Raw genomic sequence first — 15,367 nt, forward strand, 5'->3', positions numbered from 1 at the left:
GTCACGCTCCTTTCGTGCTCGGCGAGTTCGTCTCCGGCGCCGCCGAAGTTCCAGATGAACCCGACTTCTGTTTCGGTGCAAAGCGATTGAGAACTCCACAGCCCCAGGTGTATGCAACGGGTAGATACCGTTTGAGTCGCCAGATCACCTTCGCATCGAACTGCGGCACCACGTAGAGTCGACCCTTGTCGTAGGCGTCGAGAGTGGTGACGGCGATGCGCTCCGGCGAAAAGCCGGTTCGCCGCATCAACGCTTGCGCCAATTGTGTTGCTTCCGCGGTGATTCGGCCGTCGAGAGCAACATTTGTCTTGACGAAGGTCGGACACAGCACCGTCACCCGCACTCCCGTACCGGCAAGTTCAGCGGACAAGGTCTCCGAGAGCGACATCACGGCGGCTTTACCGACGTTGTAGGGCGCCATCAGCGGCGCAGCCGCAAACCCAGCAGCCGAGGCCACGTTGATGAATCCCCCGGCGCCGCTCGCACGCAGTTGTGGAGCAAATATCTCACAGCCGTGCACGACACCCCACAGATTGATCCCGAGTGCCCACTCCCAATCGTCGAAACCGATCTCGCCCACCGGTTTTCCACCGATACCCACCCCGGCATTGTTGATCACCAACGAAAGCGGACCCGCAAGTTCGAGTTCCGCGAACAACGCCAGGTCCTGAACCTGCTCACGAATTGACACATCGCATTTGACGGCGTGCGCGGTACCACCGATCTCATCGATGAGTGCCACTGTGTCCTTGGCCCGTTCCAGCGAGATATCCGCGCAGATCACCTCACCGCCTCTGCGCGCCAACTCCAACGAAAAGGCACGGCCGATTCCGCTGCCGGCGCCGGTCACCACTGCGCGGGCATTGTGGGACAACTTCGATCCGCGGTTCTTGGTCGGTTTCTTGGTCGGCACCGGTCGGCTCACCTCGAAGACGCTTCGACTGCTGTGTGTTTCTCCATCTCCAAAGAGTCATCCACAACCGTGCCAGTTGTCAATGGCCTAGAATTCGATGGCGGAATACGCGGCAGTCGAACCAGTACCCGGACTGCTCGAATGAAGTCTTTTGTCGACCGACCGTGATCTAAACGGGGTGCGCGGTCTTCCAGTGCTCGGCGATGTCGATGCGCCGCGCGATCCAGACCTTCTCGTGTGACTGCACGTGGTCCAGAAATCGCTCGAGAGCGGCCGCACGGGCAGGGCGGCCGACTATGCGGCAGTGCAACCCGATCGAGAGCATCTTGGGCGATCCGGCCGTCCCCTCCGCATACAGCACGTCGAAGGCATCGCGTAGGTGCGCAAAGAACTGATCACCGCTGGGAAATCCTGCGGGAGAGGCGAAACGCATGTCGTTGGTGTCAAGGGTGTACGGAACGACCAGGTGCTTCACCGATTCTGCGCCACGCGGAACGTCGACCCAGTACGGCAGATCGTCGGCGTATGAATCGGAGTCGTAGACGAAGCCGCCGTGCTCGACGACCAATTCGCGGGTGTTCGGTGAATCGCGCCCGGTGTACCAACCGAGAGGCGCCGAACCCGTCAGATCTCGCAGAATCTGCACCGCCTCGGCCATGTCAGCGCGTTCGCGCTCGATGTCCACGGATTGGTAAGACTTCCAACGTAATCCGTGGCACGCGATCTCGTGGCCCAACTCCTGAAAAGCACTGACTGCTTCGGGGTTACGCTGCATCGCCCGCGCCACCGCAAAGACCGTGAGAGGCAGGTTTCGCCGCTCGAAGGTTCGCAGTACACGCCACAACCCGGCCCGTGAGCCGTACTCGTACAGCGATTCCATGCTCATGTGTCGATTCGGAAATGCCTCTGCCGGAGTCATTTCCGACAGAAATGTTTCCGAAGCCGCGTCCCCGTCCAGGACGTTGTTCTCGGCTCCCTCTTCGTAGTTGAGCACGAACTGAACCGCTATCCGCGCGTCGCCGGGCCAGTGCGGATGCGGCGGATGAGGGCCGTACCCCACCATGTCCCGGGGATAGTCGTCGCGCGGATAGTCGCTCATGCCAACAACTTTACCGTCAGCGCCCGGAGATCACAGCGCGAGCAGCGTCGGTGAGTACGCCGAAGACTCTCAGCCGCGCCAGGCCACCGTCCGGGAAGATGTCCAGACGAACATCGGTGACCTGGACTTCGGAATCGATCGGAAAGCGATGGCGCGTATCCGGACGCAGCGTCGTGCGCGGCAACAGTTCGATCCACTCCCCCTCCGACGTCCGCCCGGTCAGAGCGCCCTCACCTGGACTGTTTCCGAGGAAGTACGAGGTGTCGATCTCGACGAAACTCAGCACGCCTTCACCCGCGAGTTGTACTTGCACCCAGTCGTTTCCGTTGTCGCGGCGCCTGGCGGTCTCCCACCCGTCACCCATCGAAGCAGCGCGTCCGGGAAACAGGATGTTCTGCGGTGAGCTGTAAAACATGTTGGAGCAATCGGTCACGCGGCCACCGTTTTCGAGTGCTGCGAGGTCCAACGGCCCGGCATCGAGGAAACGCGGGTCCGGCCGCGCTTCGCCGTGAACACGGAATCTCGCCACGCCGCCGTCCGGGTAAATGGTCAGCTTGACGTGCGTCCACCGCTCCTCCGACGCCACCGAGAACGGATTCTCCGAGTCACCGTGCACGGTCGAGCGCTCGACGATGGTTGTCCACTCGCCGGATCCGGCCAGGTCGGCGGGATCCGGATACCCGTCGACCGAGATTGCTTCCACCGAGATCTCGGGCGGGTAATTGCCCTTGAACCACGCGGTGTCGACCACGACGCCTCGCACCACTCCGGGAACACCGAGTCGAACGATCGCCTCGTCATGGCCTGCCACCCGGCGGCGACGCGTCTCCCAACCGTCGTACACCTGCCCCTTGTGACCGAACGTCGCCGGCTGGTACCCGGCCTTGCCTGGGCGGATCAGGGCCTCACGCTCGGCAAACGCCTCGTCGTTCGCCCAGATGACGGCTCCGCCGAGGGTGCGCAGTGCGAGATCGGGCAGCAAGGTGAATTCGGTGGTGCTCATCGGTCAGTGTTCTCCTGTGATCGGTGTGGTGCGTCCTACGAGGTGACGGAGTGCGTTGGTGTCGGCGCTCGGGGCGAGCCGGAGAACTTCGGATTCCGGATAAGCCCCCGCGTCGAGCCCGCGCAGTACCACCGCTGCGAGCGCCTGGGCGGTTGCAGGTTCGTCCATCACGTCGCCACCTTGGCGCCCCAAGTACGACTGGATGCGCGGGGCAGCGGCGCCGAGCGCGTTGCGATAGAAGCCGAACGTGGCGAGCCAGCGGGTGACCAGATGCCCAGGGTGCATGTCCCACCCCTGGTAGTAACCGCGTTCCAGGGACCGCGTGACGAGGCGATGGTGCCGAGTGATCGCGTCGCGGATCGCCGTGGCGCTCCCGATAGGCGCGACCTGAGTCGACCCGTCGCACACCCAGACGCCGGTCTGCGCGGCAGCAGCCAACATGACAGCCTTTGCGTGGTCTGCCACCGGATGTTCGAGCGACTGATGACGCGATGCAATTCCGCAAGCTGCACTGTAATCGTAAGTGCCGTAATGCAAACCGGTCAGACGACCGGCACCGCGATGGATGGCCTGAGCAACTGCCACCGTTCCGTCGGCCGCGATGACCGCCTGCGGGCTCTCGATCTGCAACTCGAACCGAAGCGAACCGAGCTCGAGTCCGTGCGCCTTCTCCAGCTCTTCGCAGAGCAACACCGTCGCCGTGACCTGCTCCACCGCGCGCAGTTTGGGAACGGTGAAGACAAATCCGTCCGGCACTCTGCCGGCCGCGTCGAGCACAAGCTCGAGCGTCCTGATCGAGCGCCGACGCTCACCGGCCGGCAACCCCTTGAACCTGATTCCGCTCCAGTTCGGCCCGGCAGGATCAGCGCTGAGCGCGGCAAGCGTCTGTCCGGCCGACGTCGCTGCATCGTCTTCTTCTTCGTCGCTGCGGCGTCCGTACCCGTCCTCGAAATCGATCCGAAAGTCTTGGACCGGCTTGCGGCCGAGTTGAACTCGCACATCAGCGAGCGCATTCTCCGTGTCGAGATCGGCGAACACATGAGCATGGGAATCGAGAAGCGCGATCGCCTGCTCACCCCAGAGTCGAGGGGTGTCGACGGTTGCATCCGCGGCACTGACGTAAATCGTGTGCACGGGTTGGATCTCGTCACGGTTTCCCGGGTACTGCGCCGCGAGCCGCTCGTCCACCGGATCCAGAAGTCCGTCCAGACGATCGTGGACGGCGGCGGAGAGTCGGGATTCTGTCATCGGACGATCTTCTCAGAACGTCCGCGAGCCCGCAGGTTCTCACGCCGCCGATCCAATCCGAGTCAGCGGCCCCCGACGAACGGAACGTTGACGAAGCTCGGCCGGTCTGCAGCCAACTCGATGTGCTGCGGTTTGAGTTGGCTGTCGGCGAGCATCGGGCCGAGCGCCAGGTATCGCGGCACGCTGGCAGCGTAGACGTCGACGCGGAGCCGGTGCCCCGGTTGCAGCACTGCGTCCGTCGGGAGCATGTTGATGTCGACGGTGGTGACCTCACCGGGAACCACCGGCTGACGCGTGTCGATCGTCAGATAGTGGTGCGGTTCACTGTAGTCACCGTTGGCCGAGCGAGTGCTCTTCGAATCGTCGACTGCCCGCAGCGACGCAGTCAGAGCGCCGTTCGTGATCGGTGTCGATGTTCCGTCCGGTGCTACGTCGTTGACCGTCGCTGCCCAGAATCCGTCCGTCGCGTCCAGGACGGTCTCGAGGTGGACGTTGATCGGGCCCGAGAGTGAGGTCGGCTCCGTCACTGCCTCACCGGTGAACGTCAGGCCCTCCGCTTCCTGGAATCGGGAATCCTTGGAACACGTCGCACCGAGCACCACGGAGATCCCGGCAGTTCCCTGAGTTCCGTCACCGGAGCAGAAGCCTCGCAGTCCTGGTGCGACTGTCAATCGCGCTGCGGCACTGGGCGGGTCATTCGTCAGCGAACCGTCGTGCGCTGCGTGGGCGGCAGTACCGCTGGGCGCAGAGTTCAGATACATACGTTCGTAGCTCGCACCGGCTCGCGGGAACTGATCGTCCGTGATCCATCCGCCGCCTTGCTGGAACATCGTCACCGGACCGTAACGATCGATTCCGTTGTCGATGCCCTTGAGCCACTTGTCGAACCACGCACGTTCGAGCACGTCGAGGCGCGGCGGCGCACCGTCCTTGCCGAATCCTCCACCGGGAGTGACGTGATAGCCGTTCCCCATGATCAACTGCTTCTGCCCGGGCGGCAGATCGATTCCGTTGTAGATCCGCGGCTCACTGTTGGCGAAGATGTCGTGCCAACCGCCGTAGACCATCGTCGGAACGGCGATGTTGCCGACGTCAGCGGCTCGGTCCTGATAGAACTGCCCGTCTTGCGCGACTTGCAGAGTCGACGGTGACACGTCCTCGATTCTCTGAGCCGTCATCGCTTGCACCAGTTCGGGAATCAGCGTACCGGGATCCTCGAGGCGGCTCGCCAACCACAGGGGATCGAAGTTTCCTTGCAGGATGTCCTGAACGTTCGGGATGAGTTTGAGCCCGTTGACCGCGGTCAACCACAACGGCATGAACCCGACTCCGAGGCCGCCACCGGTTCCGACGATGTCGCGCAGCAGATCGTTGCCAGGTTCGACCGGGAAGATCGCCTTCAGTGCAGATGGATTGTTGCTCGCCGCCTGCACCGAGTTGATCGCGGAGTACGAGATGCCCGCCATCCCTACTTTCCCGTCGGACCACCCCTGCTTGCTCATCCAGTCGATGACCTCGACCGAATCCTGTTGCTCGCGCTTACCGAGCACGTCCCAATTACCTTGGGAGAAGCCGGTTCCACGTGCGTCGACCACTACCTGCGTGTATCCGTTCTGGACCAGATCACGGTTGACGCCGAGAACCCTGGCGCCTCCGCCGGCGATGACGCCCGTCAACTCCGACACGCCGTCGAACGGCGCCGCGAGGTCGAGCGAGTTCGCAACGTCCATCAGCGTCTCACCGACCTGCGGGATCGACAGAGCTGAATCCACCAGTGTGTCCAGCAGTTTCGTGTACGGCGTGATGTTGAGGACCGAAGGCGTCTTCGATTCCACGGCCCGCCCGGATGCATCCGCCGGTCGGTACACATTCGCTTGCAGAACTGTGCCGTCACTCATCGTGATGGGCACGTCCCACTCGATGGAGACCCCCGGATACTGCGGCGTCGCCTCCGTTGCCGCGAGCCAGGCCTGCCCGTCCGACCCTCCCGTCGGATCCGCAGAAGCGACGGCGCTCGGCACCGTCAATCCCACGACGCACAGCCCCACCGCAATCGTTGTCGACCTTCGACGTAGAAGTCGTGTCCTCACGAAAACCCCAATTTCCTGTTGTGATGACCCAGCCCTGCCCCCACGGCAGTGACCGGTGTCACGAACTTACCGGATAGTAACTTCCGTCCCATATGTCGTCAATAGGTCTGAATGCCGACCGGACGGCTAGCTTTGAAGATGTGTCACGATCACCGCTTCCCGTCCGCGACGGCCTGAACCCCAGTCGCATCCGTCAGCCAGACGACGGCATGTGGACGACGACGCTCGACTACCTGCTCGAACGGTTCCCCCAGGACGCCGTCCGATTGCGGGAGAAGGTCGCAGCCGGGGAGGTCGTCGACGAGAAGGGTGTCGGAATCACCGAGACGAGCGCTTTTGCTCCCCGGCGGTTCGTCTACCTGTACCGCGACCCTCCCGTCGAAACGCGGGTGCCGTTCGAGATCGACATCCTTTATCGGGACGAAAACATCCTGGTCGTGGACAAGCCGCACTTTCTCGCGAGCACGCCCCGCGGGCGATACATCGCCGAATCGGCCTTGGTGCGGTTGCGTCGAGATCTCGATTTGCCGGAGTTGAGTCCAGCGCATCGCCTCGACCGCGTCACGGCGGGACTGCTGCTGTTCACCGTGCATCAGTCGGCCCGGCGCGGCTATCAGACCATGTTCGCCGAGCGCCGCGTCGCCAAGGAATACGAGGCCATCGCGCGTTACGACGCGCAGGTGAGCACTCCCGTGGTCGTGCGCAGTCGCATCGTGAAAGAACGCGGCGTGCTCAAGGCCGCGGAGATCGAGGGCGAACCCAACAGCGAGTCGCGGATCGAACTGATCGAAACGCGAGACGGCTTCGCGCGGTACCGGTTGATTCCCCATACCGGCAAGACCCATCAACTTCGCCTGCACATGACCTCGCTCGGGCTACCGATCCACGGCGACAACTTCTATCCCGACTTCTACGACGTTGCCGCAGAGGATTATTCGAACCCGCTGCGCCTGCTGTCGAAGGTTCTCGAGTTCGAGGATCCCACGACCGGCCGGCTGCAACGGTTCGAAAGTCGGCGGACCCTGTCCTGGCCGGACGAATCAGGCAGTGGCGACTCGCCGTAGGGACCCCGGACCCTTCCACTGCGCCTCCGATACCGGGAGGATGGAAGCGCAGACCGCACCGCAAGAGGAGACCAGATGAGCAAGACCGCCGTCGTACCCGAAGCCGTACGGGAGATCGAGCGCAAGTACGAGGCGCCGGCCGAGCAGGAAGTTCCCGCCTTGGGCGGACTTCCCGGTGTTGTCGGCGAACCGGTCCACGACTCGATACAGCTCTCTGCCACCTACTTCGACACCGCGGACTACCGGTTGCTGGCCGAGAAGATCACGCTGCGCAAGCGTGAGGGTGGCGACGACGCGGGGTGGCACATGAAACTTCCCGCAGGCCAGGACGCTCGAACCGAAATCCAACTTCCCCCGGACGAGAGCACCGATGTGCCCTCGCCGCTGTCGAGTCTGATCCGGGCGATCATTCGCGGTCACGATCTGGTGCCGGTCGCCCTGATCATCACCGATCGGGAGCGCACCAGGCTCAACGGCGAAAACGGTGTGCTGCTTGCCGAAGTGGTCTCCGACACCGTCATCGCCTGCAAGGCAGACGGTTCCGGAGAGTCCACGTGGCAGGAAGTCGAGGTCGAACAAGGCGCAGGCGGGCAAGAGCTGGCCGATGCAATCGAGTCGGTTCTACTGGACGCCGGGCTGGAGCGCTCTGCGAGTCCGTCCAAACTCAAACGAGCACTGGGCACGTCGGTCACACCGTACGCCGGTCACGAGGTCACCTCGGGCAAGGCGTCGAATCCGCGGATCTTGTTGCGTAATTACCTCATCGAACAATTGCGCGCACTGGTCGCCGCGGATCTCGGCACGCGTCGGGCCGACGACGAAGCCGTTCACGACTTCCGGGTTGCGGCACGTCGCATCCGCAGCGCTCTGCAGTCGTACGCCGGCCACTCCCCCAAGACCGACGATCTCATCACGGATCTGCGGTGGATCGGTGGAAAGTTCGGTGACGCCCGCGACGTCGAGGTCCAGTGGGAGCGTCTTGTGGAACGCCTCGGCGAAATCGACGAGATGCCCGAGCGAGAAGCTGTGCGAGCTCGAATCGACGAGTTCTTCTCTGCACGTGGTGAAACCGCCCAGGAAACAGCCCTCGAGGCGCTCGATTCCGAGCGATACACCACGCTGCTCGATCGCCTCGACGAGTACGTCGGCGACCTCGAATTCGACACCGCCACCCACCGCGTCGGAAAGAAGGCATCGGCACGAGAGTTGGCCCATACCCTGCGGCACCTGGCACACAAGGTCGGTAAGCGGGTCGATCACGTCTTCGATGCCGATAGCCGCACCGAGCGTGACGAGCGAATGCACCGCGCCCGCAAGGGAGCCAAGCGGATGAAGTACGCGATCGAGGTCATGGAACCCGTGTCGAAGAGCCGAGCGAAGCGTGCACTGAAGCATTTCAGCCACTTCCAGGATGTTCTCGGCGAGCACCAGGATTCCGTTGTCGCCCAACATCATCTACTTGCAATGGCAGCCGAGCAGGAGCATACCTCGCTCACCAGTTTCGGATTGGGCATGGCCTACCGACGAGAACTGGAAATAGCCGACGGGCAATCGACCCTGCTACGCAAGACGTGGAAGGAAGCCGTGAAGTCAGCATCGTCACTCTGGTGACGTCGCTGTAACCAGTCGACCGATCTCGATCATTTCAGAGGGAGTAGACATGAACACACTTGCAGGACACCAGGATGTCGTCGCCGGTATCGACGGATCCGAGGCCTCGACGGCGGCGGCCCGGTGGGCGGCCTCCGTCGCGAACGCGGTGAACTCACGACTGATTCTGGCGCACGCCCTGCCGCAAGAGGGCCCGATCTACAGTCCCGCTGCAGTGATGTTGCAGTCACAGTTCCTCAGTCAGATCCGCGAAGACGGCGAAGCGATCGTCGATGCCGCCGCCACGGTGATTTCGGCCGAATTCCCCGAACTGACCATCGAATCCGAGATCGCGCCAGGGCCGGCGTCGACGCATATCCTCGAATCCTCGGGTACCGCACGCCTGATCGTGATGGGGTCGACCGGATCGGGCGCACTGCGCTCACGGCTGCTCGGATCGACCGCACTGAAGGTGGCCAATCATGCAACCTGTCCGGTCACCGTGTGGCGTGGTTCGGCGGAGAATCCCGGTCCGGATCAGCGTCCCGTCATCGTCGGAGTGGACGGAAGCGCGTTGAGCAAGAAGGCCGTCGAGTACGCGTTTCGTTATGCCGATCAGTTCGACGCGCCGCTCATCGCGGTCCACACCTGGCAGGGCTCGTCCACCTTCCGCGAAGGCGGAGCGGGAATCCTGATCGACTGGGAGGCTGTCGAGCAGGAGGAATCGGCGCTACTGGCGGAAAATCTAGCCGGTATGGCCGACCAGTACCCGGACGTGCCGGTCACCCGCATCAGTGAACCCGGTGCCGCTGCTCCCGTCATGCTCAAATACGCCGACGACGCACAGTTGATAGTTGTCGGAAGTCACGGCCGCAGTGCGATGGCGGGCGCCGTGATGGGCTCCACCAGCCAGAATCTGCTGCACCATGCGCCAGGGCCGGTCATGATCTGTCGCGCCTGAATTGCTGTGCGCCTTTATTAACCCCCCGCGGTTAATAAAGGCGCACAGCAGGGGTCAGGCGAGACCCGTGCCCACCAGCTGACCTACTCCGTACGTCACGGCCATGGCCAGCGCGCCGCCGATCACCACGCGTAGCACCGCTCTGGTCTTGCGGGCTCCGCCGAGCGTCGCGCTGATCGTCCCGGTCAGTGCAAGTGCGATCAGCACTGCGAAGAAGGCGATGGGGACGCGGATACCCGTCGGCGGCAACAGGATTGCGACCAACGGGATCGCCGCGCCGATCGTGAACGAGATTGCCGACGAAATCGCCGCATGCCATGGATTGGTGAGATCATCCGGGTCGATACCCAATTCGACTTCGACGTGTGCCGCGAAAGCATCGTGCTCGGTCAATTCTTCGGCGACGCGGCGGGCCGTCTCCGGACTCAATCCCTTGTTCTCGTAGATCTCGGTCAGTTCCTGAAGTTCAGCCTCCGGGGTCTCGAGGAGTTCCTTCTTCTCCTTCTGCAGGAGTGCGCGTTCGGTGTCTCGCTGAGCGCTGACCGAGACGTACTCACCCAGCGCCATGGACACAGCGCCGGCAACCAGACCAGCAAAACCCGCTGTGAAGATTGCTGAGCGCTCGGTTGTGGCTGCAGCAACACCGACCACGAGGCCTGCGGTCGAGACGATTCCGTCGTTTGCACCCAGAACACCTGCACGCAGCCAGTTCAGGCGATTGTTCAAACTCGGTGCGTGAGGTTCCGATTCCCCACCGGGCACCCCGTCGGTCAACTGCACACTGTCTCCGGACATGGCAACAGATTAGGACGATCAGTCCGGTTGCGATAGCAATCTGAGCCTGTCCTTCGCGCACTGATATATTCCGATTGGCACCCCAACCAAGCATTTGTTAGGTTTGGAATCGGCAGACACCTGGAGGCATTGTGAGCGCAGTACGCACCGCTTTTGTCAGCGGCGGAACCGGTGGAATCGGGTCGGCGATCGCCCTGACCCTCGCCGAACGCGGACACGACGTCGCCTTCACCTACCGAAACAACAAGGGCGCTGCCGAGCAACTGAGCGAGCAGATTCGAGCGCATGGTGTGCGCGCCCACTCGTACTCGCTCGACTTGACCGACGAGTTGTCGATCAGCGCCGCCGTCAACGATGCGGTCAGTGATCTGGGCGCATTGACGACCCTCGTCCACGCTGCGGGACCGCACGTCCCGATGACGCACCTCTCACGTGTGACGCCGGCGTTCTTCACCGAACAACTCAACCAGGAGGCCGCGGCGTTCTTCACCCTCGTCCACACCGCCCTGCCTGCGCTGCGTGCATCCTCGGGTTCGGTGGTGGCGGTGACAACCGCGGCAACGGATCGTTTTCCCGTGCGCGACGGACTCTCCGCAGGCACCAAAGGGGCTGTCGAACAACTTGTTCGCGGATTCGCCGCAGAGGAAGGACGCTACGGCGTCCGGTTCAACGCTGTCGGACCAGGCATGTTGACGGACGGAATGGCGGAGCGCCTGATCAGCTCCGCCGAACTCGACCAAGGCGCGCTCGACGTGACGATGAGCCGAATCCCGTTGAAGCGCTTCGGATCAGCTGCCGACATCGCCGAAGCAGTATGTTTCCTCGCAAGCGACGCGGCCGGATTCATCAGCGGTCAGAAGCTCAACGTCGACGGTGGCTACACCGTCTGAGCGCTATCCGCCCAACTTGCGAAAGACCAGTCGCACGGCAAGTTCCAGGTGCGCCATCACCTCGTCCGTCGTCATCCGGCCCGCAACCCACGAGACGAGACTCGACATCCAGACGTCGTCGATCACCTTCACCGCGTCCAACTGCTGCTGCGAGACTTCCTCGACACCGATCGCCTTCGCGAACATCTCGGTCACGACCCCACCGAGCGCGTTGAGTTCCGGAGTCGCCGACGCGTCCGCGAACATGTACGCCCGAACCAACGCTTCGTAACGGAGGTGATCGGTCTCGAGGACCTCCGTATTCTTGCGCAGCACAAACAGAATCCGGTCCGACGGAGTCTCGCCCGGGATTACAAAGTCTTGGAATCTGTCACGCAAACCCTCGAACATCCACAACAATGCGACGACAAGCATGTGGTTCTTGGACGGGAAATACCGGTAAACAGTGCCGATCGCGACGCCGGCGCGATCGGCCACCGATCGCATCTGCACCGCGTCGTAGCCGCCTTCGGAGGCGGATTCCATTGCGGCGTCGACAATCCGGCGAAAACGCGCTCGCTGCGACGGCGTCGTACGACGTCCGGTCACCGAGCTACGTTCGACCACCGACTGGTCTGCCTTGTCGCCACCTGCCATGTCCACAACCCTTTTTAGACGTCGTTTTGCCGACTCCCAATGTAGCCGCCCAACGCAATTGTCGGGTGCATGACTGCCCGCTTCCGAACTGCCCGCCAGTGGAACTGGCCCAGATCAGGAAGCGCGCCGCGGCCGATCGGATCGGCCGCGTCTACGTGGATCTTCCGACCAGTCGCGAGAGGGTGCGCGTCGGCCCGGAGCTGGAGCCCGGCGTCTGTCGGGTTGTGGTGCCCGTCGTTCCGGTCGGCGTTGCCCAGTTGGAGCAGGCTGGGCGCGGCGAGCTGGCGGCCTCCGTCGATCGGTCTGTGGCTTCTTGGCAATGCCGAACCGAGGCTTGCCGAAGACCAGAGGAATCCAGCCGCGACCGCTGCTCTCGGCCGAGGCGACAGCCTCGGGCTCACGGAAGGCTGCGTGCGCGATGAGCCCGAACATCAGCAGGGTGGTGATCATCGACGTTCCGCCCGCCGAGATGAGCGGTAGTTGCAGACCGGTCACCGGAATCAGGCCGACGACGTAGGCGATGTTGATGAACGCCTGCACGACGATCAACGTCGTTGCCGTCGCTGTCATGACTTTGAGGAACGGATCAGTGGACCGTTTCGCGATCCGCAGCCCGACGATCAGAACCGCGGCAAAGAGAGCGACGACGATCAGCGCGCCGACCAGACCCAACTCTTCACCGATCACGGCAAAAATGAAGTCGTTGTGCGCCTGCGGGAGATAGCTCCATTTGGCGTCGGACTGTCCTAGACCGCGCCCGAAGATGCCTCCGTTCGCCAGTGCGTACTTGGCCTGAGTGCTCTGGAAGTTCAAACCCTGCGGGTCGAGATCAGGATTGAGGAAAGCCTTGATGCGATCCGAGCGGTAACCAGCAGTAAGCCCGAGCACGAGAAATGCGACTGCGGAACCGAGCGTGAGGCTGATGAACGTCTTCATCCGGAACAGCCCGAACCACAGCACCGACATGAAGATGATGCCGATGGTGATGGTGGTTCCGAGGTCCTTCTCCAACACCACCAGAACCAGAACCAGCAGCGTCGTACCGCCGATCACCGGCAGCGCGCGGTTGACGTCCATCCGCGCCTTCATGAACGACGCAACCGTCGCTGCGGACCAGATCGCCAGAGCAAGTTTGGCCAGCTCCGACGGCTGGAAGGAAATGCCCGCGATCACAAACCAGCTGCGAGCACCCATTTGTTCCGAGCCGATACCTGGAATCAGCACCAGGACAAGCAGAACAAGACACAGGATCAGCAGCCACGGGGACGCTCTACGCATCGTTTCGGTCGGCAACCGCACGACCGCCACGAACATCACCAAACCGATCGCTGCGAACATGCACTGCGGCCAGAAGCGGGCGTAGGACGTCCCGGACAGAACATAGGATTCGACGCCCGAAGACGACAGCACCATCAGCAGTCCGAACGCGACGATCAGCACGACCAGACCGACGATCATATGGAAATCGAACAGTGGCCGATTCGTCCACATCGCCGTTCGAGCGCGGAAGGGTGTCGATGTGCGGTCACGTTTGTCCGACGCTCCACGGGGTGAGTTAACTGGCTCTCCACTCCCGCGACCGTTGGGCTTGTCTTCACTGCGACCGGTCACCACACAAGTATCGTCCCACGACTCCTAACCCATGGGTAACACAAGTCCCATGAGTCACACGGGCTCGGCCTCCCGAGGTCCATGTAGACCCACGAAATACCAGGTCACGTCCTTCGCCGGCGTCGGTCTGCCACCGCTCCCGCCAACGAGAGCGTCAACATGACCACGCAGACGGCAAGCGCGATCCCGAACGCACGTCCGTATCCGTCGGGCGACGATCCGAGCACACCGAGATACAATCCCGATACCGCGGCCAGCGAGATGGTCGCTGACAGGCGCTGAGACAGTTGAAGGAAACCCGCCGCAACACCGTTCGCGCCCGGCGGTGCATATTCGAGAGTCAGCACCCGATTGGGCGCGTCGACCAAACCGCTGGCAACTCCCGACAACACCGCCAGGACCACCAGCACCGGGATCAGATGTTCCCGAGGAATCAGATTGACCGCTGCGATGTAGCCGAGGATGACAAGGATCTCGCCGACGATGGCAAAAACCACCGCACTTCGGCCGAACCTGGCAACCAGCCGCCATCCGAAAGCCGACGTCAATGCCATCGCGAGTGAGCTACCGGTCATGATCAACGCCGCACTCAGCGGGGCGAAGCCCAAACCCTCGATCAGATAGAGGCTGAGCACCGCGTTGACGGCGAGGATGGATCCGAACCAGAAGAGTGCAACCGTTGTACCCAACCGGAAGCCCCTCGAGGCGATCAACGACGGAAGCAGTACCGGCGTCCCGCCGCGCTCGGCGTACCGACGTTCCCAGAACCAGAAGGCAACGGCAACGCCGAACGCACCGATCAGGAAAGCCGCGGCGACAGTAACACTGGTCCGGGTCACGATGGGCCACAACAGGAGCCCGGTCGTAGTCGCCAGCAGACACAGCCCAACCGGATCGATCGACGCGCCCGATCGGGTGGTTCGATCACGGCGCAGAAAGCGAAACGCCAGAATCAGTGTGATCAGAGCAAACGGCACGTTGAGAACGAGAAGCAACCGCCATCCGAAGTCGGCGTCGGAATACTTCAGCAGTACGCCACCGAGGATCGGTCCGGAAACGCCGGCCAGACCACCCGCGGTGCTGTACGCGCCCAACGCCTTCGCCCGAGCCTTTCCGGACACCCGGTCGGTGATGATGCCGAGCACCTGCGAACTGATGGTGCCTGCGCCGATCCCTTGCCCCAGCCGGGCCAACACGATCATCGACGGATCCGACGCACACGCTCCGAGGATTCCCATCACCGCGAAAATGCTCAGGCCCGCCAAGAACAAGCGTCGACGCCCGACGACGTCACCGAGTCGGCCCGCCGGCACCAGGGCCAAGCCGAAAGTCAGCGAATAGCTCGCAAGGATCCACTGCACCTCCGAGGTCGACGCGCCCAGCGACGCCCGGATCGACGGAACCCCGATTCCGAGCACCGCCGAATCGAGAAGGGTGGTGAAACCCGCAGCTACGCAGACGACGATT

13 protein-coding genes are annotated in these 15,367 nt (G+C 62.8%); 4 read left to right on the forward strand and 9 right to left on the reverse strand.

The annotated features are described in order from the left end of the window. Position 1: 1 nt before the first annotated feature. The 5 genes from ATN38_RS06190 to ATN38_RS06210 all read right to left on the reverse strand — a co-directional run bounded on the left by ATN38_RS06190 (position 2) and on the right by ATN38_RS06210 (position 6,353). Complete coding sequence (locus tag ATN38_RS06190) at positions 2 to 913, reverse strand: SDR family NAD(P)-dependent oxidoreductase (protein ID WP_050654767.1); 912 nt, start codon at positions 911 to 913, stop codon at positions 2 to 4. 169 nt (positions 914 to 1,082) lie between these two features. After that, positions 1,083 to 2,012: an allantoinase PuuE gene (gene puuE, locus ATN38_RS06195; protein ID WP_003940421.1), complete on the reverse strand. Its 930-nt coding sequence runs from the start codon at positions 2,010 to 2,012 to the stop codon at positions 1,083 to 1,085. Between the two features lie 16 nt (positions 2,013 to 2,028). Next, on the reverse strand, positions 2,029 to 3,015 hold the full coding sequence (gene alc, locus ATN38_RS06200) for an allantoicase (protein ID WP_030535271.1): 987 nt from the start codon (positions 3,013 to 3,015) through the stop codon (positions 2,029 to 2,031). 3 nt (positions 3,016 to 3,018) lie between these two features. After that, positions 3,019 to 4,263, reverse strand: coding sequence for an aldolase/citrate lyase family protein (locus tag ATN38_RS06205; RefSeq protein ID WP_030535270.1), 1,245 nt, complete (start codon positions 4,261 to 4,263; stop codon positions 3,019 to 3,021). A 62-nt stretch (positions 4,264 to 4,325) separates the two neighbouring features. Next, complete coding sequence (locus tag ATN38_RS06210; RefSeq protein ID WP_054188923.1) at positions 4,326 to 6,353, reverse strand: CocE/NonD family hydrolase; 2,028 nt, start codon at positions 6,351 to 6,353, stop codon at positions 4,326 to 4,328. Between the two features lie 92 nt (positions 6,354 to 6,445). On the opposite strand from ATN38_RS06210, the gene ATN38_RS06215 reads away from it, so the two are divergent. From ATN38_RS06215 to ATN38_RS06225, 3 genes are all read left to right on the forward strand, one after another. After that, positions 6,446 to 7,417 carry a pseudouridine synthase gene (locus tag ATN38_RS06215; RefSeq protein ID WP_051649588.1) on the forward strand — a complete coding sequence of 324 codons (972 nt, stop codon included), beginning with the start codon at positions 6,446 to 6,448 and terminating at the stop codon, positions 7,415 to 7,417. 75 nt (positions 7,418 to 7,492) lie between these two features. Then, complete coding sequence (locus ATN38_RS06220; RefSeq protein ID WP_030535267.1) at positions 7,493 to 9,028, forward strand: CYTH and CHAD domain-containing protein; 1,536 nt, start codon at positions 7,493 to 7,495, stop codon at positions 9,026 to 9,028. Between the two features lie 49 nt (positions 9,029 to 9,077). Further along, positions 9,078 to 9,968: a universal stress protein gene (locus ATN38_RS06225; protein WP_047271050.1), complete on the forward strand. Its 891-nt coding sequence runs from the start codon at positions 9,078 to 9,080 to the stop codon at positions 9,966 to 9,968. 54 nt (positions 9,969 to 10,022) lie between these two features. On the opposite strand, the gene ATN38_RS06230 is transcribed toward ATN38_RS06225, so the two are convergent. Further along, positions 10,023 to 10,763: a VIT family protein gene (locus ATN38_RS06230; protein ID WP_064443809.1), complete on the reverse strand. Its 741-nt coding sequence runs from the start codon at positions 10,761 to 10,763 to the stop codon at positions 10,023 to 10,025. A gap of 131 nt (positions 10,764 to 10,894) precedes the next feature. Here ATN38_RS06230 and ATN38_RS06235 point away from each other — a divergent pair, with 131 nt between their 5' ends. After that, complete coding sequence (locus ATN38_RS06235; protein WP_042451355.1) at positions 10,895 to 11,653, forward strand: SDR family NAD(P)-dependent oxidoreductase; 759 nt, start codon at positions 10,895 to 10,897, stop codon at positions 11,651 to 11,653. A gap of 3 nt (positions 11,654 to 11,656) precedes the next feature. On the opposite strand, the gene ATN38_RS06240 is transcribed toward ATN38_RS06235, so the two are convergent. From ATN38_RS06240 to ATN38_RS06250, 3 genes are all read right to left on the reverse strand, one after another. Then, positions 11,657 to 12,289, reverse strand: a complete 633-nt coding sequence (locus ATN38_RS06240) for a TetR family transcriptional regulator (protein ID WP_007733896.1) — start codon at positions 12,287 to 12,289, stop codon at positions 11,657 to 11,659. A 114-nt stretch (positions 12,290 to 12,403) separates the two neighbouring features. Beyond that, the gene (gene ftsW / locus ATN38_RS06245; RefSeq protein WP_223304427.1) at positions 12,404 to 13,747 is read right to left on the reverse strand and encodes a putative lipid II flippase FtsW; all 1,344 of its coding nucleotides are present in this window, start codon (positions 13,745 to 13,747) and stop codon (positions 12,404 to 12,406) included. 257 nt (positions 13,748 to 14,004) lie between these two features. Continuing rightward, positions 14,005 to 15,366, reverse strand: a complete 1,362-nt coding sequence (locus ATN38_RS06250; protein WP_218748012.1) for an MFS transporter — start codon at positions 15,364 to 15,366, stop codon at positions 14,005 to 14,007. Position 15,367: the final 1 nt, after the last annotated feature.

It is taken from the genome of Rhodococcus sp. FH8, from assembly GCF_019266085.1.
Taxonomy (GTDB): domain Bacteria; phylum Actinomycetota; class Actinomycetes; order Mycobacteriales; family Mycobacteriaceae; genus Rhodococcus_F; species Rhodococcus_F qingshengii.

Excerpts from the sequence above, each read along its gene's own strand:
- puuE (WP_003940421.1), bottom strand. The coding sequence starts at position 2,012 with ATGAGCGACTATCCGCGCGACGACTATCCCCGGGACATGGTGGGGTAC.
- alc (WP_030535271.1), bottom strand. The coding sequence starts at position 3,015 with ATGAGCACCACCGAATTCACCTTGCTGCCCGATCTCGCACTGCGCACC.
- ATN38_RS06205 (WP_030535270.1), bottom strand. The coding sequence starts at position 4,263 with ATGACAGAATCCCGACTCTCCGCCGCCGTCCACGATCGTCTGGACGGA.
- ATN38_RS06215 (WP_051649588.1), top strand. The coding sequence starts at position 6,446 with ATGTCGTCAATAGGTCTGAATGCCGACCGGACGGCTAGCTTTGAAGAT.
- ATN38_RS06220 (WP_030535267.1), top strand. The coding sequence starts at position 7,493 with ATGAGCAAGACCGCCGTCGTACCCGAAGCCGTACGGGAGATCGAGCGC.
- ATN38_RS06225 (WP_047271050.1), top strand. The coding sequence starts at position 9,078 with ATGAACACACTTGCAGGACACCAGGATGTCGTCGCCGGTATCGACGGA.
- ATN38_RS06230 (WP_064443809.1), bottom strand. The coding sequence starts at position 10,763 with ATGTCCGGAGACAGTGTGCAGTTGACCGACGGGGTGCCCGGTGGGGAA.
- ATN38_RS06240 (WP_007733896.1), bottom strand. The coding sequence starts at position 12,289 with ATGGCAGGTGGCGACAAGGCAGACCAGTCGGTGGTCGAACGTAGCTCG.
- ftsW (WP_223304427.1), bottom strand. The coding sequence starts at position 13,747 with ATGATCGTCGGTCTGGTCGTGCTGATCGTCGCGTTCGGACTGCTGATG.